This window comes from Bradyrhizobium sp. UFLA05-89 (genome assembly GCF_059803475.1).
Genome location: NZ_JBANBA010000094.1, coordinates 18,774 through 39,193, shown reverse-complemented (window position 1 = coordinate 39,193; position 20,420 = coordinate 18,774). Strand labels below are relative to the sequence as shown.

Here is a 20,420-nt window from a genome sequence, read left to right as displayed (position 1 = left end):
CCAGCCAGCATGGTGAATCAGAAACAAGCTGATTTGGGAATCCCAAATCGATTCAACCTAACCCCATCCCGCTTTAGATGATGCCGCCTTGCCGAAGCGCCGCAATCGCAGCCGCGTCGTAGCCGAGTTCGGCCAAGACGAAATCGGTATGTTCGCCGAGCGTCGGCGGTCGCGCCGCGATTTCACCCGGCGTTTCCGACAGCCGGACGGCTGCTCGTGCGACCGGTGCGCGTTTCGGCAAGCCCGGATAATCGACGTCCTGCATGAAGCCGGCAGCACGGATGTGCGGATGATCCAGCGCCTGTTGCGGGCTCAGGACGGGCCCGGCCGGAATCATCGCACCGCCAAGCGTGTCGACAGCCTCCTGCGTGGTGCGCTCGGCGCACCAGCGTGCCATCCGTTCGCTGATGATGGGGCCATTGTTGCCGCGGCCGTTGTCGTCGGCAAAGCGCGGATCGTTCAGCCACTTCGCCTCCTCGCCCATCAGCTTCGCCCAGCGTTTGAACAGCGGATGACCCGTGACCTGGCACAGCACCCAGCCGTCTTTGGTGCGGTAGATGTCGGCTGGAGCAGCGGTCTGGCCGAGATTGCCGGTCGGAACGCGATTGACTGATATCACCGCCTGCTCGATCAGCGTGGCATTGGTGAAGGACAGCGCGGTGGCGAGCAACGCCCCCTCGACGATCTGCCCGCGCCCGGATTTGCCGCGCTCGATCAGCGCGGCGAGCGTCCCGAACGCGCAATGCAGCGCAGTTCCGAAATCGACCCAGTTCACCGCGGCCCGGTAAGGCGGATCGCCAGCGCCCGTCATGTACACCGAGCCCGACATGACCTGCCCGACACCGTCGAAACCGACGCGGTCGGACCAGGGGCCCGGCCCGCCGAACGCGGTTGCCGTCGTCAGGATGATGTCGGGCCTGATCGCCTTCAACGAGTCGTAATCGAGCTTCATCGCGCGCAGGGTCTGCGGAGGCAGGTTGGCGACGACGACGTCCGCGGTCGCAACCAGGCGGCGCATTATCTCGTGCCCCTCCGGCTTCATCGGATCGAGCGTGATGCACTTCTTGTTGCGGTTGATCTGCAGAAACAGCGCGCCTTCACCGCCTTCGCCGACCGGTGCCACGAAGCGATCCTCGCTGCCGTCGCGCTTTTCCACGCGAATGACCTCGGCGCCGAATTCGGCCAGCAATGTCGCGCAATACGGTCCCGCGATATAGCGTCCGAAGTCGAGGACGCGCACGCCCTCCAGAACTCCCCCCATCGATGCCTTCCCTTATCTATGTTTTTGCCAGATTACAGGGACTGGCTGCCACGGCAAGGTGGCAACGAGCATGCTACTTTGCCCGCAGATGTGATCGGCTGACAGTTTCGGCTGACGGAAATTCTGCTCTAGTATGGCCAGTCCGTCATCGTTTCCAGAGCCGCATCCATGCCCCAACAATTCGACCGATCCGCCGAAGATCTCGGCAACGCGATCCATCTCGAGCACGTCAACGTCCAGGTCCCCGATCAGCGCCTCGCGACCTTGTTTTACGTCACGGGGCTCGGGCTCACCCGCGACCCCTATCTGATGGTGTCCGACACCAACATGTGGATCAATGCCGGTCAAAGCCAGTTTCACTTGCCGAGCGGCCGGCCGCAGGTGCTGCGCGGTCACGTCGGACTGGTCATTGCGGGCCGCGAGGCGCTGCTGGCGCGATTGGCATCGGTCGCCAGCAAGCTCGAGGGCACGGCGTTCGCGTTCGCAGAGCACAACGACTACGTCGAGGCGACCTGTCCGTGGGGCAATCGCCTACGCTGCCATGAACCGGACGCGGCGCGCTTTGGGCGCATCGCGCTCGGCATCCCCTACGTCGAATTCGAGGTGCCGCTCGGAACCGCGCCGGCGATTTGCGCCTTCTATCCCGAGATCATGGGCATGCCCGCCAGCTTGCGGAACGGTGACGGCCAGGTTGCCGCGGTGAAGACGGGCCGCGGCCAGCATCTCCTGTTCCGCGAGACCGATCGCCCCCAGGCCGACTATGACGGCCATCATGTGCAAATGTACATCACCGATTTCTCCGGCCCTTACCGAAGGCTGTCGGCGCGCAAGCTGATCTCCCGCGAGGACAATCAATACCAGTACCGGTTTTGCGACATCGTCGATCTCGACAGTGGCAAGCATCTCTTCACGGTCGAGCACGAGGTGCGCAGCGCGACCCATCCAATGTTCATGCGGCCGATGGTCAATCGCAACCCGGCGATCACCAACCGCAACTACGCGTTCGGCCACGATCAATCATCCTGGGCGATGGGGCCGGATCAATACGACGGATAGGAGCAACAGGGATTGCGCTTGGCAAAGGCCGGCTCGTGCTCCGCTCCTTCGATTGCATCATCAGAAGGATGATGTCCAAGCGCGGAGGCCACCCGTAAATTTCCCAAGTGTTGGCCACTTGGCTCACTGGTTAACTGGTGCCTGTCGAGCGCAGCGCCATGAAAACACCGAAGCCAAAGCAATGGACCGAGCAGGAAGTCCGGCGATTGCTCAGGCTCGCGCGGCAGGGAATTGGCGCATCGAAGATCGCCGACGAACTGGGCCGCCACGCCGGATCGGTGAGGCGAATGGCGCGGACGGTGGGAATATTGAGGAAGTAGCCGTCACGCGCGATGGGACTGCAGACGTCGCTGACGAGATTCGCTGCCGATTCGTCGAAACTCGACGACGTGGCGCCATCTCTGGCGGAATCTCTCGACAAAACAGCCGAACACGATTGCCACACTTGCGAGCTAATCAAGCAAGATTCCCGTTTGGGCCTTCCTCAAGAACAATGAGGCGCTATACTGACCCAATTGCAAATATCTTTTTTTCTGTACGGGGACGACGATGTTGGACGACGAATTTAACAAGCAGCGCGCGACGATATTGCGTGATCTCGCAGAGCAGGCTGATCCCTTTATCAAAAGGCGTCTTTTGAAGCTGGTGGAGCGCTACGAACCCAAGCGACGGGCCGCGCCCATTGACCAACAATTTCAAGCGAGGCTTCAGCGGGACATCGAACATCGCGACATCACTTCTGACTGATTCTTGAGTCGATCTCTTTTGAAGTGGGTCAAAAAAGAACTGGCGTTCGCGAGCGAGAGGGTAGAAACTCGTCCTCGACGAGCATCACGTCACCCGTAAATTCGAAAGTCGCGAATTCGCCATCCGCACGCCGGAGCAGCGTCATGCGATACGTTTTTGGGCAGACAGTCTCTCTTCAAGACGAGCTCTCGAAAGTCGCGCAGGAGAGTCGTGAGCACGCGAAAACGATGCCGGCCGGCAAGGAGAAAGAGGAGCTTCAGAGAAAGGCCAGCCAAGCCGACACGGCAGCCCACATAGACGAGTGGATCAATTCTCCCGGGCTCCGACGCCCAACCTAGTCCGATCAGATCGTATCATGTCTGCTCGCAGCGGGCGTCTGCAGGCCTCGCTATCGCCGGGCCCTTTCGTGCGAACGCAACGAACGTCACTCGGCCCTCTGCGACCGCCGCGCCAGGTAGGCGGATTGCCTTGACCGTCAACCGATGATCGCGACAGCCCGTGTCCAACCTGCGGATGCGCGTTCGACCTTGACCGGAAAGCAGCATACCGTGAAGCCGTAGTCAGGCAGGGCTTCAAGGTTGTGCAGCTTCTCGAGATGGCAATAGCCGATCTCACGCCCGGCCTTGTGCCCTTCCCAGAACAGCGCGCTGTTGCCGGTTTCGGCAATCCTCTGCCGTGTGAAACCGAACGGGGCGTCCCAGCTCCATGCGTCGGTTCCAGTGATACGGACCCCACGTTCGAGCAGGTAAAGCGTGGATTCTCGTCCCATGCCGCAGCCGCGACCGACATAGTCGTCATGTCCATAGCGTGTGCCCGCCGCGGTGTTGACGAGGACGATGTCCAGCGGTTGAAGCGTATGCCCGATGCGCGCGAGTTCGGCCTCGACATCCGCAGCCGTACAGACGTGGCCGTCGGGCTTGTCCCGAAAGTCCAGTTTCACACCCGGCCTAAAGCACCAGTCGAGCGGGATCTGATCGATCGTGGCCGCGGGCTGTCCGCGGTTCATGGTCGAATGATAGTGCCAGGGCGCATCGAGATGGGTCCCGTTATGGGTGCTCATCTGCACTCGCTCGAACGCCCATGCTTCGCCATCCGGCAATTGATCGGGCGTCAGCCCCATCATGGCCTCGACCTCGTGCAGCGCGTCCTTGTGACCGAAATACTGGATGTGCGGTTCGAGGCCCGGCGGATCGGACTTGATCCCGACCTGGAGCGGCACGGAGATATCGACAAAGCGCATCGTCATGGTGAGCTTCTCTCTCTAGAGGATCCGCATGAACTTACGTTTTCAGATCATCTCGAGCGGCGTTGACTGGACCGCCGTCTGATCGACAAATCCGAACGGCCCCTCGCGACCATCGGCAAAGCGGGCCTGCATGGTCACGCGATCGCCGAATTTCAGGAACGATGTTCGTGGCGCACCGTGATCGATCGTTTCGATGGCTCTCACCTCGGCAAGACAACTCGACCCGGCGGCGCGGTCCGCGTTGGAGACCGTCCCCGATCCGATGATCGTGCCCGCCGTCAGACGACGGGTCTTTGCCGCATGGGCGATCAATTGCGGGAAGGAGAATGTCATTTCGCGGCCGGAGGCGGAGCCAACCCGTGTTCCGTTGAGCGAGACGTGAAGAGCCATGTCGAGCCGGCCATCGCGCCAGGCGTCGCCAAATTCGTCCGGTGTCACGGCGAGCGGCGCGAAGGCGGTCGATGGTTTCGACTGCAAGAATCCAAATCCGGTTCGCACCTCGCGCGCAGCGAGCGCGCGCAGGCTCCAATCGTTGATCTGAACAAGCAGGCGGATACGCTCGCCGGCCTGAGTTGCCGGCGTCGCCATCGCGACCTCGTCGACGATGACGCCGAACTCACCCTCGAAATCGATACCATCGGCTTCCGACACGAAGGGAACGTCTGCGTGCGGTCCGAGAAAATCATCGCTGGCCCCCTGATACATGACGGGGATGGTCTCGAAATCGGGAATCGGCGCCTTCTTGAGCGCAACGTCCATCAGCCAGCCGTGATTGAGGAAGGCCGAACCGTCGCACCATTGCGGCGCGCGCGGGAGCGGTGCGAGGCAGCGGGCGGGATCGAAAACGAGCTCACCCTCGACCTTTCCACTCTCGAGCTGGTCCGCAAGGCTGCGCAGAGGTGTCTCGACCTGCGACCAGACGCGCAGCGCGGCGAGAAGGCTCGGCGCGACACCGCTCGCCTCGACCGCCCGCGTCCCGTCCTTCGACACGACGACCAGACGACCGTCGATGCTCCCATCGTCGTAGGTTGCAAACCTCATGGGCCCTTCCTCTCCAAATTGACTTCCGGGCCGAACCTTCCGTCCACAAGTACGAACAACATGCGGCCCCGGCTTGCCGCTCCGATTGGCCCATGCGTGATTTGTACCGCGCTGGGATCAGGCGATTTCAAGCGAACCTGGCACGGGCCGAGCCGCCGAAGCAAACACCTTCGAGAACAACAGGACCGCGACGGTCGAGATGACGACCGCACACAGGCCAAGTGCCGGATAGCCGAAGAGCTGGACGAGCGTACCGCCAAGAATTGGGCCAACGGCTGCGCCGATCATCAACATTGCCGGCGTTCCCGCAAGCGCGCGAGCCGTGGGATCGAGACGGGACAGCAGCCCGAACGCGAAGGTGTGGGTGAATATCATGACCGCAGCGAACAGCACGGTGGGAGCTGCATAGGCGACGAATCCCGCACCGAACGTGACCGCAACCGCAATCACGGCCTGGCAAACCGGCCCGGCAAGCAGCACGGTCTTCGCCGGCAACCGTCTCTCCAGCATGCAGCGAGCGGAGCGGGAAGCAGGTTGACGAAGCCGAGGGCGATCAGGACGCCTGTAACCGCTTGGGTCCCAAAACCACGATCGATACCGATGCGCTCGATGAAGCTGAACATCATCGCCTGCGTCAGTGCCATACAGCTGATGCCGGCGATGCCGAACCAGACAGCTCGCCCGAGATGGCTCACAGCGGCAACAATGTCGTCCGCACGCTGGGCACCTCCGGTCGGAAACGAGATCGCGGCGAAGAGCGCAGCGATGGCCATGATCGCCGCGAAGGCAACAAACAGCGCAAACCCGCCAAGGCTAGCGACGAGATTGGGCGTGACGCCGAGGAACACGATCGCGAAGACGCCGAGCGCCATGCCTACGATCGCGAACAATCGATGCGGATTGGCGCTGCGGGCGATTGTGCCGTGGGTGAAGCTCAGTCCGCAGGCGGCCGCGGCGCCGGCCACGGCGTGCAGACCAGCGAGCGGCGCAAAGTCGGACATCCTGCTGGCGACCAGGAAGGCCGCGCTCGCGATCCCGAAGCCGACAACTGCCGCAACGCGCGCATTGAGCCGGTTGAACCGCGGCGCGAAGAATGCGCTGCTGAGCACGGCTCCCAGGAGGAACAAGGTGGCAAGTCCGCCAGCCTGTTGAGGAGTGAACTTGTAACGTTCGATGAGGGTCCCGACCCAGACCGGCAACGCGACGAGATCCACCATGCCGGCGCAATGCGCCACCATCAGGGGAATTCGACCCGACCATGTTTCCGTTGTTGATTTCATCTGCTCCTCCCGTTGATCGTTGGTATCGTTCTTTTCAGATCGGCTGTGTCAGGGCCGCCACCGACTCACGCATGATCCCGGCGTGCTCGGCCTTGTCGCCATTTTCCATCTCGATGCGACACAACCGTTCGGAATTCTCGATCACCATCCGGCAGCGATCCCAACGGCGACCATGGAAGCCGTCGAACGCCTCCTGGAGCGTCGAGGCCCGCATCAGCTCTTCCGCGAGAACGATGCCGCTCTCGATGCCGATGCCCGCGCCGGATGCCAGATGCGGCGTCGTTGCGGCAACCGTATCGCCGATCAGGATCACGCGGCCGCGATTCCACGGCGCTGGCACGAGCAGATTCGAGAGCGGACGATAATCGATCGCGGCGTCTGGCGCGAAAAGGTCGGAACGACACGCCACCAGAACGGGGTCGGCGAAGGGCGCGATGAGATCGGCAACCAGCTGCGGCCGGCTCGCCGCATCGACTTGAAGCTTGTCCGGCCGCGCCTCGGTGATGAACATGTACATGTGGGTTTGCGAGACCGGATTGACGCCGACCTTCACAGGCCCTCCCAGCCACATCCGCGGGCGCACGATGTCCGAGGGGCGCGGCAGGACAGCACGCCAGACGCCCTGCCCCACATATTGCGGCGGCTTCACGTCCGGGAATAGCAATTCACGGGTCCTCGAATGAACGCCGTCAGCAACGACGACGAGATCATATGTCCCTGTCGTCCCGTCGGTGAAAGCAACGGTGACATGGTCGCCAGCCTGTTCGAGCCGTTCATAGGTGCATCCGACGCGAACGGAGACACCGCTGGCGCGTGTTGCATCGGCCAGGATGCGACCGAGCTCCGGGCGCATGATTCCACCGCCGCCGGGAACGTCGGAGCCCGCGACCTTTGGCGTTGGAATCTCCCCGACCTTGTGGCCGGTTGGCGTGAAGAGATCGACCCCGTCGGCGGTAAATCCCCGCTTGGCGAACTCGTCATACACGCCGATCGTCTCGAGCGCACGCAGCGTCGGGCCGCTGACGGAGATGCCGGCCCCCTCCGGTCGCCAGTTCGCATCGAGTTCGACGAGATCGACGCTGATGCCGGCCTTGCGCATCTGGATCGACGCGGCCATGCCGGAAAACCCGCCGCCGATAGTTAGAACCCTGTTGACCACCGCCATGCTGCTCTTTCCCCCCGAGCGCGCGCCTCTTTGAGGCGCCATCTCATATCTTCACGAACAGTCCGCCATCTGCGTCGGTGACGAACCCTACCGGTATCAGCCGCTTGCCGAGACACGGCCCCTGAACGCAGAGACCGGTATCGGGCATGAATTGAGCCCCGTGCGCGTGGCACACGATGCGCGTGCCATCGGCATTCAAATACGCGTCCCTGCGCCAGGCCATTGGTGCGCCATCGACATGCGGACAGGCATTGCGCCACGCATGCAGGGCTCCACGACAACGAACGACGAATATCGTGTCCTGGTCCTCATCTCCGAGATCGAAGCCGCGTGATTGCCCTTCACCGATCTCCTCCGACCGGCACAGCCGAATCCAACCTTCCAAATCCGTTTCAGGCGTAGTCGCCATTCTCGTGAATTCCAGGACCTGGAGACCACTTCTTCCGCATCTTCAGCAGGAAGGTTTGTGAATTGTCCGCCGATGCCGCCGTCTCGCGCGGCGTCCAGCTCGCATCGTGCTGGTCCATGTCCGCATCCATCTCGATGTGACAGGCAAACGGGCTGTTGAAATACCAGAACCAGTTCGAGCCCAGCATATGACGGCCTGGTCCCCAGAAAGCCTGATAGCCCTTTTCGACGAACCGATAGCCGTTGGCGATCATCTCGGTCGGACCACCAAAATGAAAGGTGAAGTGCTCCAGCCCGTGCATGTGCGGCGGAGCGGCCATCAGAAAGTGCGTGTGATGATCGAGACTTCCGCCCGGCTGCAGGAACGGACCGGTGCCGGTGAAGCGGTCGGTGCAGCGGAAGCCGAGGCGATTGACGTAGAACGCCTCGGCCTTCAGGACGTCGGGAACGAAATACACCACGTGGGAGAGCGACCGCGGGCGGATGACCGAGCCAGGCGATGGCACACCAAGACTGTTGATCGGACGGAACATGATCCCGCCGGGAGCATTCGAAATTTCGCCCGCCAGCGTGAAGGTCCGACGGACCGAGACCTGGAAGCCAATAACGAAATTCGCGTCGTCGATCGATTCGATCGAGCCGTCGTCGAACTGGCGAACCTCGCGATCGCGGCGCAACTCGGCCGCGATCGCCTGCAATGTCGCAGTGTCGGCCACGCCCATCACGGTCTTCCGCAAGCGGCACCCCGGTGTAGGTGGCGCGGGCAGCCGCGGATTGCCCTCGTGCGCAATCACCACCGACGTGCCGTCGATGGCCTCGAAACGTCCGCCGTTCTCCGAAACGTTCACCGGCGTCAGGCCGTAATCGGTGAGAAACCGCGCAGCGCCCGCGACGTCATCGACGCCGAAGACGACGCTGTCCAATCCGACGATTTTCATTGTTCTTCTCCAGTCCTATCCGCGATCACGCAACGCGCCCGCCGAGGGTCTCCGCGACCCAATCGGCGATGTAGTGGCCAGCGTTGATGCTGTTGTCGAAGCTCGAGTGCTGAGAACCGCCCTCGCGCTCGGTGAAGATCCTCAACTCGCGCTTGCGGCTGTTGACGAGCTGGTCGTAGGTGCGATGCGCCCACTGCAATGGAATCTGGGAATCGTTGGCGCCATGCGTGACGAGGAAAGGCACCTCGATGCGGTTCAGGATGCCGTCAAGATGGACATTCTCTGCGATCTTCAGGAACTCATCCTGATCCCTGGCGCCCCAGACCCAGCGGACGTGGGCCCAGTAGTGCGGCACCGGAAAGCTGCCTTCCTTCTGCAGCCGCTTCTTCTGCACGTCGCGCCAGTCGTGGTTGGCACCCCAGGCAACGCCGCAGGCAAAACGCGGCTCGAACGCCACTGCGCGCGGGCAGAAGTAGCCGCCGAGCGACACGCCTTCGAGGCCGATTCGCTTGGCATCGACATCGCTTCGCGTCTCCAGCCAATCGAACACGCGGCTTGCCCAGTGCTCGCTGTCGTAGCGCGCCGTCATTCCGTGCAATCGAAGAGCTTCGCCCGAACCCGGCTGGTCAATGACGAGCGACGATACGCCGCGTTTGGCAAGCCAGCCCGGCAATCCGACGCGGTACTTCATCTCCTTCGTCGAATCGAGACCGTTGACCTGCACGAGCAATGGCGCAGGTCCGGCCGATCCTTCGGCCCGCACCAGGAGGCCGGTGATATGCGCGTTCTCATAGGGAATTTCCACGCGCTCGCAATTTTCCTGAGCGAGTGTCACGCCGCGGGCGAACACATCGAGAAAGCGCTGGTAGAGTTCAAGGCGCCCGGGCGCGCCATGCGCCTGCAGCCGCTCGCAGGTGATCAGATAGATGGCGGCGCGATTGTACTTCTCGCCCGCGGAGAAAAACCGCCCTTGCGCCTCGTCCTCGGCAGCAAGCGTACACAGCTTATCCGCCATTGCTGACCACGTCTCGCGGAACGCCTGCACGCCTGCGGCGTCGGGCTGCGACGACGCCTCTTGCAGCGGCGCGCACATCTCCTCGATCTCGCCGATCCGTGCTCCCATCTCAATCGCGAGATCGACGGAGAGATTCCAGACGTAGTTCTTCGGAAAGTATTTGAACATTCGAAATCCCAGGTCGATCTCGAGCATGCTTCGGCCGCCGCTGTCTGCGTTGGTCAGCCGGTGAGCGCTCCCTCTGGCCTGTGTCTAATACCTCTCTTACCGTTTCAAAAATCGATTGTTTACATCTTTGGTATTGATAAAAATGATGGATCGGGAGGAAGGATAATGCGCTTCAACAACAGGCTCGACCTCAATCTTCTGATTGCACTGGACCATCTGCTGCATCTGCGAAGCGTCAGCGGCGCCGCAGCGCGAATGAATGTCACCCAATCCGCAATGAGCAGCGCCCTACAGCGCCTGCGGGATTATTTTGGAGACGAGTTGCTCGCAAAGATCGGACGGAAGATGGAGCTAACGCCGAGGGCCGAGGCGCTCAAGGACTCGGTACGCGACCTACTCGTCCGGATCGAATGGACGGTTGCCGCGACCTCGCAATTCGATCCGGCCCAATCTAACCGCCGGTTCACAATATTGGCTTCCGACTACACGCTGGCGACGCTTGCGCCGGCGCTGCTCGCTTCCTGCGAGCGTACGGCGCCCGACGTGAAGTTCAACTTCCTCAATCAGGTAGCTGCGCCGGACCGACTGCTCGAGCAAGGCGCGGTCGACCTCCTTATCATCCCGCGCGAATTCTGCTCGGAGAACCATCCATTCGAGAAGGTGCTACAGGACGATTTCTGTGCCGTCGCGTGGACCAAAGGGCGCTACGCGAAAGGCAAGCTCACGATGAAAGATTTCTCAAGCGCACCACACGTCGTGATGCAACCTTCCGAGGGCATGCAGTCGCTCGAAACTGTCTTTCTCACCAGGCTCGGCATTGAACGGCGCATTGACGTCATCACCTACAGCTTCAGCTCGATGGCGGGACTTGTTGCCGGAACCAATCGCATCGCGACTATTCATCGCCGTCTCGCCAAGGAGGCGCTTCGCAGATTGCCGATCAAGATTCTCGAACTGCCGTTCCAGTTGCCCCAGATGAATCAATCCGTGCAATGGCACAGATACAGGTCAAACGATGCCGGCCTAGCCTGGCTCCTAAAGACGATCAAGCTGGCTGCAAAGACACTCGATTAAAGAAGAGGCCGGCAGAGCCTTGTCGTCAAGGATTCCGGCCGCGAGGTCGCCAGTTCAATGCCTGACGGGAGAGCCTGGGGGACCAGATCCTGGGGGCGGAGCCGGTACCCAGATCGGAAAGGCGATGTTCGCCCAAACGGACTCCGACTTGGTCCCATTCTCAACAAGGAAGGTGTGCTGGTAGTTGACGTTCACCTGGAATTTGCCGGCGTCATAGGTCAGCGACGGGCCCGCTGCAAAAGTCCGCAGCCGGTTGCCGTCCTGCACGCCGGCCGCATTAAACGCCTTCACGCCGTTTACTGTGTCGTCGGTGAACTGCTGGGTATAGGCGCCCACGACGCTGGCCTTCCATGGACCGAAATTGTATCCGACGTTGAAGTCAACATTGAATGCATCGCCACTCCGATAGTTTTGCAGAGTACGGGTGAACACGTTGGGCGACGCGGTGTTGGCATCGTTGAACATCAAGCGGGGCGAAATGCCGATCTCGCCCCCCTTCGGATCAAAATAGCGATACGCCAGTGTCGGCATGATCGTGTTGTAGTTGGTGCCGACATTCAACCCGGCCCAGGGCGAATAGGTGCCGGTGTTCGTCGCGATGTCCAACCCGAGTGTGAGACTCTGGTATTGGCTGAGATGCCACTGCATGATCACAGGAGATATCGTCAGCCCGGCGAAACCGTCCGCAGAAAACTTGCCGCCCGGATTTGAGCTCTGCACGTGCACGAACGGCAGCACGAACTGCGTGTAGACGTGAGCGCCCAGGAATTCGGTCGGGTAGCTTACGAGAATGCGGGCCGTTTCGGAGATCGAGGAAACGGCGAACGGAATCGGAAGCTTGTTGCCGTGACCATCATAGAGTCCGTCACCACTCGAATAGTTGGTTTGGCTGAGCATGAAGATTCCGGGAATGGGCGGAAACGTCCCGATGAAAACGCCGGGCGCTCCCGGCGGATAGTTCAGCACACCATTCTCGGCAGCGACCGCGGCCCCGCCAGATGCGCACACAAGCAGCAGCGACGCTGCAGAAATCTTCTGTAGCCTGTTCATGTTTCCCCCAAGCAATCGGCGCATTGCAACGCTTCGCAAGCGTAACGCGCCGACTGACGTCCCCATCATTGGACCGACCTGCCGACGATTCCGTCGGGATCGACTGGCGTATTATTGGTCGGGGCAAACCATCGGTAAAATTGATCCTTATGATCCCAGGTATTCGCAAAATCTATAGATGGGGAGAGGTCGTCGCACTGAGACGCCCACTCGCGTCTGCGGCGCCGCCGTGCACTCGCCTCCCGCGACCGGACAGGCGGGAAGTATCGGCGGTCAGCGCCGATGAATATTGGCATGAGAATTCGCAGCCGAAGAGCGGGTCAACTGCAGCGTATATTCCGAGTTCTTGCGCCGCGACTTGCCGCGATCATCCGCCGGATAGGGTTGGCCCCGGTGCGGCGGCGGCGGTTTCGCGAAGCCGGCGCCGCCGCATCGGGCTCTAGCTGCCGAACCCGGCCGGTATGAACGCCGGCAACTTCTCTTCGATGAACCGCTTCACCTCGGGTGAATTGAACACCTGGATGAAGGCTCTCAGGCGCGGATCATCCTTCTTGTCCGGCCGTGCCGTGAAGCGCAGCACGAGCCCGTCGTCGACGGTGCGGTCGATAATCAGTGCTGATTTGGGATCGCCGCCGGCGGGTATGAGGTAGGTGATGTTGACGAGCGCCAGCGTCACGTCGTCGAGCGATCGATAGGTCTGCGCCGGGTCCAACTCGACGATCTTGAGATTCTTCGGATTGTCGATGATGTCGAACTTGCTGACCGAAAAGCCCTTGCCCGGCGTCAGCTTGATCAGCCCCGCCCGCTCCAACAGGATCAATCCGCGAGCGCCGTTGAGGGGCTCGTTGGGAATGGCGACGCTATCACCGGACTTGATCTCATCGAGCTTCTTGATCTTCTTCGAGAACAACCCGACCGGCGCGATCACGCCGACCTTGTCGACCTGCACCAGACTGAAGCCGCGCTGCTTGTTCTGGAGCGCGAGATAGGTCGCATGCTGAAACAGATTGGCATCGACGTCGCCGCTGTTGACGACCTCGTTCAGCGCCACCCAGTCCGAAAGCTCGACGATCTTGACGTCCTGCCCCTTCTCCTTGGCGAGCTTGGCGGCAAAGGACGCCAATTGCGCGACCGGGCCAGCGCTGGTTGCGATCTTCAAGGGCTCGTCGGCGAAGGTGGCTCCCGTGAGGCCGAGCCAGAGGCCCACGGTCTGCGCGATACGAAAGAAGATCTTCATTGTCTCAAGTCCCGTTCCAATTCAACCACGCTTGTCGACGAAAATGATGCGATCGGATTCCTCGACTGTCGAGCGGGTCCAGAAAATAGCGATGCGCGTGCTGCATCGTCGTCGCTTCGTAATTCGTTTCTTTCCGGCCGTTCGTCGAATTGAAAACAAACTCACTCGGCAGGAGCGCGGGGGTTACAGGTCCCTTTCGGCGAGTTTGCGAAACTCGTCGGGCACGGAACGAGAAATACCCAACGCTGCCGAGCCGTATCCGATTGCATCCCAACCGAAGCGATCGCGGATCTTGTCGACGGCGCAGTCAGCCGCCCAACGTGCCATGCCGATCCTGGCGCCGGGGCGGCGCGCTTCATCTTCAAGTCCAAGCGGGAGCTCCAGCTCGAGGTCCCAGTTCTCCTCAAGATGCGACACGGAGATCGCCAGCAACGAGATGGTGTTCTCGTGCGGGTGGTCTGCAAGGATCGCGCGCACCAGCTCCTCGGCGAGCTCAGCGAGGATCATCGTCGCGGAGATCGGCGCGTCGAGGGTCAAGGAGCGCGTGACCGAGTTCAGGTTGGCGAAGCGAACGCGGACCGTCACGGTTCGGCCAGGCCTGGACTTTGCGCGAAGCCGCGTTGCGATGCGATCTGCGAGGTGAAGCAGGATAGGTCGAATAACTCGCGCTTCTGCCGGCTTTCTGCCAATCGCCGATTGCGCTCCTGCCGATTGGGCCCTTCGGTGAGGCCTGAGCTGCCGCGGATCGCGATTCCACGCCAGCGCTGCGAGTTTCTCGCCCGCCGCAGAACCGAGCAACCGCTCGAGCGACCATCCCGGTGTCTTTGCCAGCTGCCCGATCGTCAGCACACCGATCCTGGCCAGCCGCGCCTTCGTGACCGGTCCAACGCCCCACATCAGTTCGACGGGCAGGTTGTGAAGGAATTCCAGCTCCGTTTCAGGATCGACGATCGCGAGTCCGTCGGGCTTGGCAACCTGCGAGGCAATTTTCGCCAGATGCTTGGTGCGCGCAACCCCTACTGAGATCGGAAGACCAAGCTCGGTGCGCACGCGCTCGCGGATTGCAGTAGCGATTTCGGCTGGCGAACCGAAGAGATGGGTGCAGCCCGCTACGTCGGCAAAGGCCTCGTCAATGGAGATCCGCTCGACGAGGGGCGTGAAATCGCCGATCACCTTGATCGCAGCATCACCCAGTCGTTGGTAATCCTTGAAATGTCCACTGACAAAAGTGAGGTGCGGACAGAGCTCACGCGCTTGCCGTCCAGGCATGCCGCCGCAGACCCCAAAAGCCCTGGCTTCATAGGAAGCTGCAAGTACAACCCCACCGCCGACCGCGATGGGCTTGCCGCGCAACGAAGGCACAAGCAACTGCTCAACCGAGGCGTAGAACGCGTCCAGATCAGCGTGGAGGATGGTTGCTGTCCTTGCCATCCGACCGTTCGCCTGAAGAAATTCCCTGAGAACATAATGAGAACACGCATGGCAGGTGTCAAGCCGGGATCTGCATCGACTTGCACCGTTGCCGCGGAGTCACGACGCACCTCATCTGCCGTTTTCTGCGTTGAGTGGTGGCCGATCAGTTTGTCATCCGCGTCTGGCGTTCACAGCACCCAAGACATCACCGGGCGAACAGGAGAAACGGATGCGCCATGCCGCGAGGCGCTCGGCCGAAAGGTGCTCCATCCTCGCGGCAAGGAGATCCTTTCCCACCTTCCCCGCCGCGGTATCTCCATGGTCCTGCGTGCGGTTGAGGAAGGAAAGTCGAAGCAGTTCGCCTTCACCATGCAGCACAAGGTGCAGCGCATGCGTGCGAAACTCGAATTGCCGGCGGACTTCACCTTCGACGCCTGCCGGCACGGCCGCATGACCGAGCTGGAGGAGGCCGAACTGACCGACGGACAAGGGCGCGCGCTGTCGGCACATCGCACGCAGCAGTATATCGACTATGCCAAGCGCACCGAAAAGCGAATGCTGGCCGCCACCCGCAAGCGGCACGCGCACAGGCTGGCGAACGAAACAGCGACATATGTTCAGAATGAGCAGCGGAATCGCGTTCAGAATGAAGGGCCAGAACGACGTACGATTGCCGAGTAACATCAACTGGCTGGGGCGGGAGGGATCGAACCTCCGAATGGCGGAATCAAAATCCGCTGCCTTACCGCTTGGCTACGCCCCAACGGCGCTTGTCACGGGAATGGCTACCGCAGATTCCCGTTTGCTCCGCCGGTCTATAGAGAGAAAGCGAGCATTTCAACCGCCTCGGCGCGTAAATTCGCCGACCGCGGGCGCAGTTTGCACGCCCCTCCGACGTCAGCGCCCCGCCCGCGCCTGGCTGGCCTCCCAGGCACGAAACTTGGCCCTCCCGGCCATTGAGACCTCCGCGGTTTCGTGGGAATACGGCGCCAACGAGGTTTCCGGGAGCACGCCATGACCTACCGCGCGCCGATCAACGACATGCTGCTATCGCTCAACCACGGCGCGGGCCTCAAGGCCGCCGTGGAGGCCGGCCATTACGGCGATTTCGACGCCGACATCGCCCAAGCCGTACTGGAGGAAGCCGGCAAGTTCGCGACCGACGTGCTTGCGCCGCTCAACCGCGTCGGCGACGAGAACGGCATCAAGCTCGACGACGGCAAGGTCACGACCGCGCCCGGCTGGCCGGATGCCTATAAGCGCTGGACGGATGGCGGCTGGAACGCGGTCTCGGGACCGGAAGCCTTCGGCGGCCAGGGCCTGCCGATCGCGATCAACGCGGCCTGCACCGAGATCTGGAGCGCCTCGAACGTCGCCTTCGGCCTCTGCCCGCTGCTCACGGCCTCGGCGATCGAGGCGCTGGAGGCGCATGGCAGCGACGAGTTGAAGCAGATCTATCTGGAAAAACTCGTCACCGGCGAATGGACCGGCACGATGCAGCTCACCGAGCCGCAGGCCGGCTCCGACGTCGGCGCGCTGCGCGCCCGCGCCGAGCGGCATGCCGACGGCACCTATCGCATCAAGGGGACGAAGATCTTCATCACCTATGGCGAGCACGACATGACCGACAACATCGTGCATTTCGTGCTCGCTCGCCTTCCCGACGCGCCCGCCGGCACCAAGGGAATTTCTCTGTTCCTTGTTCCAAAGTTCATGGTCAATGCCGACGGCTCGCTCGGCGCGCGCAACGACGTCTATGCATCCGGCGTCGAGCATAAGCTCGGCATGCACGCCTCCCCCACCTGCACCATGACCATGGGCGATCATGGCGGTGCAATCGGCTTTCTGATCGGCGAAGAAAACCAGGGCATGCGCTGCATGTTCACCATGATGAACCAGGCCCGTCTCGGCGTCGGCCTCGAGGGCGTCGGCGTCGCCGACCGTGCCTATCAGCAGGCTCTCGCCTACGCGCAGGAGCGCAGGCAGGGTCGCGCCCTCGGCAAGAAGGGCGACGGCTCGGACGCGATCTTCGTGCATCCTGACGTCAAGCGCATGCTGATGCGAATGCGCGCACAGACCGCGGCCGCACGCACCATCTGCTATGCGACGGCAGTCGCGATCGACGTCTCGACGCGCGCCAAAGATCCCGGCGTGCGGGTCGAGGCCGCGGCGCGCGCGGCGCTGCTGACGCCGATCGCAAAGGCCTATTCGACCGACGTCGGCAACGAGGTCGCCTATCTCGGCGTACAGGTGCACGGCGGCATGGGTTTCATCGAGGAGACCGGCGCGGCCCAGCACTATCGCGACGCGCGCATCACCGCGATCTATGAAGGCACCAACGGCATCCAGGCGATCGACCTCGTCACGCGCAAGCTCGCGGCCAACGGCGGTACCGCCGTCTGGGCGCTGCTCGGCGAGCTCTCCGGCATCATCAAGCAGGTCGAGGCCTCCAACGATCCCGCCTTCGGCACCACCGGCGTCAAATTGCGCGAGGCGCTGGACGCGCTCAAGCGCACCAGCAAGTGGCTCTTGGAGCGCCTTGCCGAGGCGCCGAACGACGCGCTCGCCGGTGCCACGCCTTATCTCCAGCAGTTCGGTGCGACGCTCGGCGGCTGCATGCTGGCAAGCGAGGCGCTCGCGGCCAAGAGCGAGGGCAACGTCGATGCGCCCCGCTACGTCTCGCTCGCCCGTTTCTTTGCAGAGAACATCACCGTGCAGGCGAGTTCGCTGGAGCGCACCGTGACGGAGAGCGCGGAGTCGGTCGCGGCGGCGGACGCGGTGTTGCTGAGGTAGGTGGCTGCGTCCACATCACTGCTGTCATTCCCCGCGACCCGGCTACGCCAAGGCTTCGCCGGGGCGTGAGGTCTTGGCTCGCCGAAGCTTTAGCGTAGGCGGCAAGCGGGGAATCCGGTACGCCGCAGCTTCTCCGTATCCTCGCACAGCCCCTGGAATACTGGATCGCCCGCCCCAGTGCGCAAGCGCGCACAAGGCGGGCGATGACAGTGAGAGTGTGGTGAGTAACGCAGGACGCAGCCGCACCGCATCGCCATTGACTACCGCGCCGGCTTAGGCCGCACCAAAACCGCTGCCGCCGCGACGAGATTGAGCAGCAGGCATAGCGTCAGCGCTGCCGTGTAATCGCCGGTCAGGCTGCGCACGAACCCGATGAGGCCCGGGCCGAACGCGCTGATGACGCCGCTGATCGACGTGCCCAATCCCATGGCGGCACCAAATGCGGCATGGCCGATCTCGCGCTGAATGATCAGGGGTGGGAACGTGATCATGTTCCCGATCGAGAAGCCGTAGACGGCGCAGGCCGCCAGCATCACGCTCGCCTGCGACGATTGCAGCAGCACGAGAAGCGCCAGCGCCTGGCTCACCATCGACACCGAGCTCGCCAGACGCGGATCGATCCGGTCCACGAACAGGCCGAGCGACAGGCGGCCGACGACGGCCATGCTCGCCATGATGGTAAGCGCGAGCCCCGCCGCCGAGCGCCCGATCAGCGGCTCGAGGAACGGAACCTGGTGGACGATGAAACCCACTTGCGCGAGAATCGCAATCGCGATTGGCACCACCATGGTCCAGAAGCCGGAATCGCGGAGCAGTGCCCTTCGTGACGGCGCGGGAAGCGTGTCCTGGCCTGCCGCCTGGGACGATGCTGGGGGCGCCTGCGTTCCGCCCTTCGGCCGGTCGATCAGGGACACGATCACCGGCACCAGCACGACAACCATCACCGTCGTTGCGGCCAGCATCGCGCGCGCGAAGCCGACGAGGCCCGTCATGAACAGCAGCAGCGGCGCCAGCACGATGCCGCCGCAGGTGGCGCCGTTGAACGCGAGACTGAGCGCAAGCCCGCGACGTCGGTCAAACCAGGCGTTGAGGACCGTCGCGATCACGACCGTGCCCATTCCGGTCCAGCCCACCGACATCAGGGCATAGGCGAGATAGAGCTCCCAGGGTGCCGTCATCAATCCGAACATGATCGTCGAGGCGCCAAGCGCAGACAGGCCGCACAGCGAAAGCGCGCGCGGACCGATTCGCACCATGATGTCATCGGTGAAGATGACGAGAGCGGAGGTGAGCAGGAACGAGAAGGTGCTGGCCGTCGAGATCAACGCGCTCGGCCAGCCATGAACGCGCTGAAGCTCTGCGAGATAAATGCCCTGACCGTAAAGGCCGAAGCCGAACATGAAGAAGGCGATCAGGAAACAACCGAAGACGACCCGCCAGCCGCGATAGTGCAGCGAGGATTCGTCAACGATCTTTGCTGCAATCATCGATGGGCAATCGGCCAATGAGAGCGAAACGGGGCCGATCCTGTCGCACAACTCCCGGTTTTTCAATAAGGTCAGTGTAACTTTTTGTTGCAATACTCGCCTCGCCTGCGCGACGCCGGCGGAGACGGCGGTGGCATGCACTGCCCCGTTGAAAACGGCAACCCCAGGTTTGGCAACTCCGCAAGATGATGTAGGCTGACAGCAAAACGATGGGCTAGCGGCAACGGTGCTGTGGGCCGCTATTGGGGACTGGGAAGCATGGCCGGCCAGATCGTTGTGACGCATGAAGGCGCGATGCGCGTGATCACGCTGCGCCGGCCGGACAAGAGGAACGCAGTCACGCAAGCCATGTACCGCGACATCGGCCAGGCGATCGACACGGCACAGAACAACCCGGACATCCGTTGCCTCATCATCACCGGCGGCTCCGGCGCGTTCAGCGCCGGCAACGACCTCGAGGAGTTCCTGGCCGATGCCACGGCGAGCCCCGAGACGCCGCGAGCCTCCAACTCCATCAAGCTGCTCTATTCGCTCGCCCACAATGTGAAGCCGATCATCGCTGCCGTCGACGGCGTTGCGATCGGCATCGGCACGACCATGCTGTTCCATTGCGACTATGTGCTCGCATCGACCGCTGCGACCTTCAGGACGCCGTTCGTCCCGCTCGGACTGATCCCGGAGGGCGCGTCCACCCTCTTGATGCCGCGCACCATGGGCTATCAGCGCGCGTTCGCAATGCTGGTGATGGGGCGGACCTTCGACGCAGAGGAGGCCCGGTCGGCGGGATTCGTCAATGTCGTGGTCTCGCCCGGACATACCGAGGCGGAAGCCAAGAAGGTGGGGCGGGAGATTTGCAGACTGCCGGCAGATGCGGTCGCGATCTCGCGCAAATTGCTGCGCCTGCCGCCGGAGGAGCTGACACGCCGCATCGACCAGGAAAGTCATCTCTTCGGCGAGCGAATACGCTCGAAGGAAGCGATCGCTGCGTTCAGGGCATTCTTCGCGAGAAAGAGGCATTAGAGGAGCGCAAGCTGCCACCTC

At 62.3% G+C, this 20,420-nt stretch carries 18 protein-coding genes, 1 tRNA gene and 1 pseudogene; 6 read left to right on the top strand and 14 right to left on the bottom strand.

Annotation, left to right across the window (positions count from 1 at the left end; genetic code table 11):
- Nucleotides 1-73: 73 nt before the first annotated feature.
- Nucleotides 74-1,261: a CaiB/BaiF CoA transferase family protein gene (locus tag SO139_RS34390; RefSeq protein ID WP_498541402.1), complete on the bottom strand. Its 1,188-nt coding sequence runs from the start codon at nt 1,259-1,261 to the stop codon at nt 74-76.
- A 168-nt stretch (nt 1,262-1,429) separates the two neighbouring features.
- Here SO139_RS34390 and SO139_RS34385 point away from each other — a divergent pair, with 168 nt between their 5' ends.
- Complete coding sequence (locus SO139_RS34385; RefSeq protein ID WP_449380210.1) at nt 1,430-2,317, top strand: VOC family protein; 888 nt, start codon at nt 1,430-1,432, stop codon at nt 2,315-2,317.
- 130 nt (nt 2,318-2,447) lie between these two features.
- Here SO139_RS34385 and SO139_RS34380 read toward each other — a convergent pair whose 3' ends face one another.
- Nucleotides 2,448-2,777 carry a hypothetical protein gene (locus SO139_RS34380; protein WP_498541401.1) on the bottom strand — a complete coding sequence of 110 codons (330 nt, stop codon included), beginning with the start codon at nt 2,775-2,777 and terminating at the stop codon, nt 2,448-2,450.
- An 89-nt stretch (nt 2,778-2,866) separates the two neighbouring features.
- Between SO139_RS34380 and SO139_RS34375 the strand changes: the two genes are divergently transcribed.
- Entirely contained in the window at nt 2,867-3,064 is a 198-nt protein-coding gene (locus tag SO139_RS34375; RefSeq protein WP_449380208.1) for a hypothetical protein, read from the top strand.
- 475 nt (nt 3,065-3,539) lie between these two features.
- Here SO139_RS34375 and SO139_RS34370 read toward each other — a convergent pair whose 3' ends face one another.
- The 7 genes and pseudogenes from SO139_RS34370 to SO139_RS34340 all read right to left on the bottom strand — a co-directional run bounded on the left by SO139_RS34370 (nt 3,540) and on the right by SO139_RS34340 (nt 10,325).
- Nucleotides 3,540-4,310 carry a cyclase family protein gene (locus SO139_RS34370; protein WP_449380207.1) on the bottom strand — a complete coding sequence of 257 codons (771 nt, stop codon included), beginning with the start codon at nt 4,308-4,310 and terminating at the stop codon, nt 3,540-3,542.
- 42 nt (nt 4,311-4,352) lie between these two features.
- Complete coding sequence (locus tag SO139_RS34365) at nt 4,353-5,351, bottom strand: fumarylacetoacetate hydrolase family protein (RefSeq protein WP_449380206.1); 999 nt, start codon at nt 5,349-5,351, stop codon at nt 4,353-4,355.
- Between the two features lie 117 nt (nt 5,352-5,468).
- Nucleotides 5,469-6,631 (bottom strand): annotated as a pseudogene (locus tag SO139_RS34360) (MFS transporter).
- 34 nt (nt 6,632-6,665) lie between these two features.
- Nucleotides 6,666-7,796 carry an FAD-dependent oxidoreductase gene (locus SO139_RS34355; RefSeq protein ID WP_498541400.1) on the bottom strand — a complete coding sequence of 377 codons (1,131 nt, stop codon included), beginning with the start codon at nt 7,794-7,796 and terminating at the stop codon, nt 6,666-6,668.
- Nucleotides 7,797-7,839: 43 nt separating this feature from the next.
- Nucleotides 7,840-8,205: a Rieske (2Fe-2S) protein gene (locus tag SO139_RS34350; protein WP_449380203.1), complete on the bottom strand. Its 366-nt coding sequence runs from the start codon at nt 8,203-8,205 to the stop codon at nt 7,840-7,842.
- Complete coding sequence (locus tag SO139_RS34345; protein WP_449380202.1) at nt 8,189-9,142, bottom strand: VOC family protein; 954 nt, start codon at nt 9,140-9,142, stop codon at nt 8,189-8,191. The genes SO139_RS34350 and SO139_RS34345 overlap by 17 nt, the downstream gene beginning before the upstream one ends.
- Before the next feature lie 25 nt (nt 9,143-9,167).
- The gene (locus tag SO139_RS34340) at nt 9,168-10,325 is read right to left on the bottom strand and encodes an alpha/beta hydrolase family protein (protein WP_449380259.1); all 1,158 of its coding nucleotides are present in this window, start codon (nt 10,323-10,325) and stop codon (nt 9,168-9,170) included.
- 60 nt (nt 10,326-10,385) lie between these two features.
- Here SO139_RS34340 and SO139_RS34335 point away from each other — a divergent pair, with 60 nt between their 5' ends.
- Nucleotides 10,386-11,399: a LysR family transcriptional regulator gene (locus SO139_RS34335; RefSeq protein ID WP_498541399.1), complete on the top strand. Its 1,014-nt coding sequence runs from the start codon at nt 10,386-10,388 to the stop codon at nt 11,397-11,399.
- Nucleotides 11,400-11,453: 54 nt separating this feature from the next.
- Here the strand turns inward: SO139_RS34335 and SO139_RS34330 are convergent, their stop codons facing one another.
- The 3 genes from SO139_RS34330 to dinB form a co-directional block, all read right to left on the bottom strand.
- Nucleotides 11,454-12,449 (bottom strand): SphA family protein, encoded by a 996-nt coding sequence (locus tag SO139_RS34330; protein WP_498541398.1) that lies wholly within the window; start codon nt 12,447-12,449, stop codon nt 11,454-11,456.
- A gap of 439 nt (nt 12,450-12,888) precedes the next feature.
- Entirely contained in the window at nt 12,889-13,686 is a 798-nt protein-coding gene (locus SO139_RS34325; protein WP_449380199.1) for a MetQ/NlpA family ABC transporter substrate-binding protein, read from the bottom strand.
- A 183-nt stretch (nt 13,687-13,869) separates the two neighbouring features.
- The gene (dinB, locus tag SO139_RS34320) at nt 13,870-15,117 is read right to left on the bottom strand and encodes a DNA polymerase IV (protein ID WP_449380198.1); all 1,248 of its coding nucleotides are present in this window, start codon (nt 15,115-15,117) and stop codon (nt 13,870-13,872) included.
- Nucleotides 15,118-15,165: 48 nt separating this feature from the next.
- On the opposite strand from dinB, the gene SO139_RS34315 reads away from it, so the two are divergent.
- The gene (locus SO139_RS34315) at nt 15,166-15,780 is read left to right on the top strand and encodes a hypothetical protein (protein WP_474799695.1); all 615 of its coding nucleotides are present in this window, start codon (nt 15,166-15,168) and stop codon (nt 15,778-15,780) included.
- Between the two features lie 7 nt (nt 15,781-15,787).
- On the opposite strand, the gene SO139_RS34310 is transcribed toward SO139_RS34315, so the two are convergent.
- Nucleotides 15,788-15,862 (bottom strand) — tRNA-Gln (locus SO139_RS34310).
- A 251-nt stretch (nt 15,863-16,113) separates the two neighbouring features.
- On the opposite strand from SO139_RS34310, the gene SO139_RS34305 reads away from it, so the two are divergent.
- Nucleotides 16,114-17,892: an acyl-CoA dehydrogenase family protein gene (locus tag SO139_RS34305; RefSeq protein WP_449380196.1), complete on the top strand. Its 1,779-nt coding sequence runs from the start codon at nt 16,114-16,116 to the stop codon at nt 17,890-17,892.
- Nucleotides 17,893-18,152: 260 nt separating this feature from the next.
- Here the strand turns inward: SO139_RS34305 and SO139_RS34300 are convergent, their stop codons facing one another.
- Nucleotides 18,153-19,379 carry an MFS transporter gene (locus SO139_RS34300; protein WP_449380195.1) on the bottom strand — a complete coding sequence of 409 codons (1,227 nt, stop codon included), beginning with the start codon at nt 19,377-19,379 and terminating at the stop codon, nt 18,153-18,155.
- 258 nt (nt 19,380-19,637) lie between these two features.
- Here SO139_RS34300 and SO139_RS34295 point away from each other — a divergent pair, with 258 nt between their 5' ends.
- Entirely contained in the window at nt 19,638-20,399 is a 762-nt protein-coding gene (locus tag SO139_RS34295) for an enoyl-CoA hydratase-related protein (protein WP_498541397.1), read from the top strand.
- The last annotated feature ends 21 nt before the right edge of the window (nt 20,400-20,420 follow it).

Coding starts and splice junctions, on each gene's coding strand:
- SO139_RS34315 (WP_474799695.1), top strand. CDS start 15,166: ATGGCAGGTGTCAAGCCGGGATCTGCATCGACTTGCACCGTTGCCGCG.
- SO139_RS34370 (WP_449380207.1), bottom strand. CDS start 4,310: ATGACGATGCGCTTTGTCGATATCTCCGTGCCGCTCCAGGTCGGGATC.
- SO139_RS34300 (WP_449380195.1), bottom strand. CDS start 19,379: ATGATTGCAGCAAAGATCGTTGACGAATCCTCGCTGCACTATCGCGGC.
- SO139_RS34365 (WP_449380206.1), bottom strand. CDS start 5,351: ATGAGGTTTGCAACCTACGACGATGGGAGCATCGACGGTCGTCTGGTC.
- SO139_RS34375 (WP_449380208.1), top strand. CDS start 2,867: ATGTTGGACGACGAATTTAACAAGCAGCGCGCGACGATATTGCGTGAT.
- SO139_RS34385 (WP_449380210.1), top strand. CDS start 1,430: ATGCCCCAACAATTCGACCGATCCGCCGAAGATCTCGGCAACGCGATC.
- SO139_RS34305 (WP_449380196.1), top strand. CDS start 16,114: ATGACCTACCGCGCGCCGATCAACGACATGCTGCTATCGCTCAACCAC.
- SO139_RS34355 (WP_498541400.1), bottom strand. CDS start 7,796: ATGGCGGTGGTCAACAGGGTTCTAACTATCGGCGGCGGGTTTTCCGGC.
- SO139_RS34325 (WP_449380199.1), bottom strand. CDS start 13,686: ATGAAGATCTTCTTTCGTATCGCGCAGACCGTGGGCCTCTGGCTCGGC.
- SO139_RS34295 (WP_498541397.1), top strand. CDS start 19,638: ATGGCCGGCCAGATCGTTGTGACGCATGAAGGCGCGATGCGCGTGATC.
- dinB (WP_449380198.1), bottom strand. CDS start 15,117: ATGGCAAGGACAGCAACCATCCTCCACGCTGATCTGGACGCGTTCTAC.
- SO139_RS34340 (WP_449380259.1), bottom strand. CDS start 10,325: ATGTTCAAATACTTTCCGAAGAACTACGTCTGGAATCTCTCCGTCGAT.
- SO139_RS34345 (WP_449380202.1), bottom strand. CDS start 9,142: ATGAAAATCGTCGGATTGGACAGCGTCGTCTTCGGCGTCGATGACGTC.
- SO139_RS34350 (WP_449380203.1), bottom strand. CDS start 8,205: ATGGCGACTACGCCTGAAACGGATTTGGAAGGTTGGATTCGGCTGTGC.
- SO139_RS34390 (WP_498541402.1), bottom strand. CDS start 1,261: ATGGGGGGAGTTCTGGAGGGCGTGCGCGTCCTCGACTTCGGACGCTAT.
- SO139_RS34330 (WP_498541398.1), bottom strand. CDS start 12,449: ATGAACAGGCTACAGAAGATTTCTGCAGCGTCGCTGCTGCTTGTGTGC.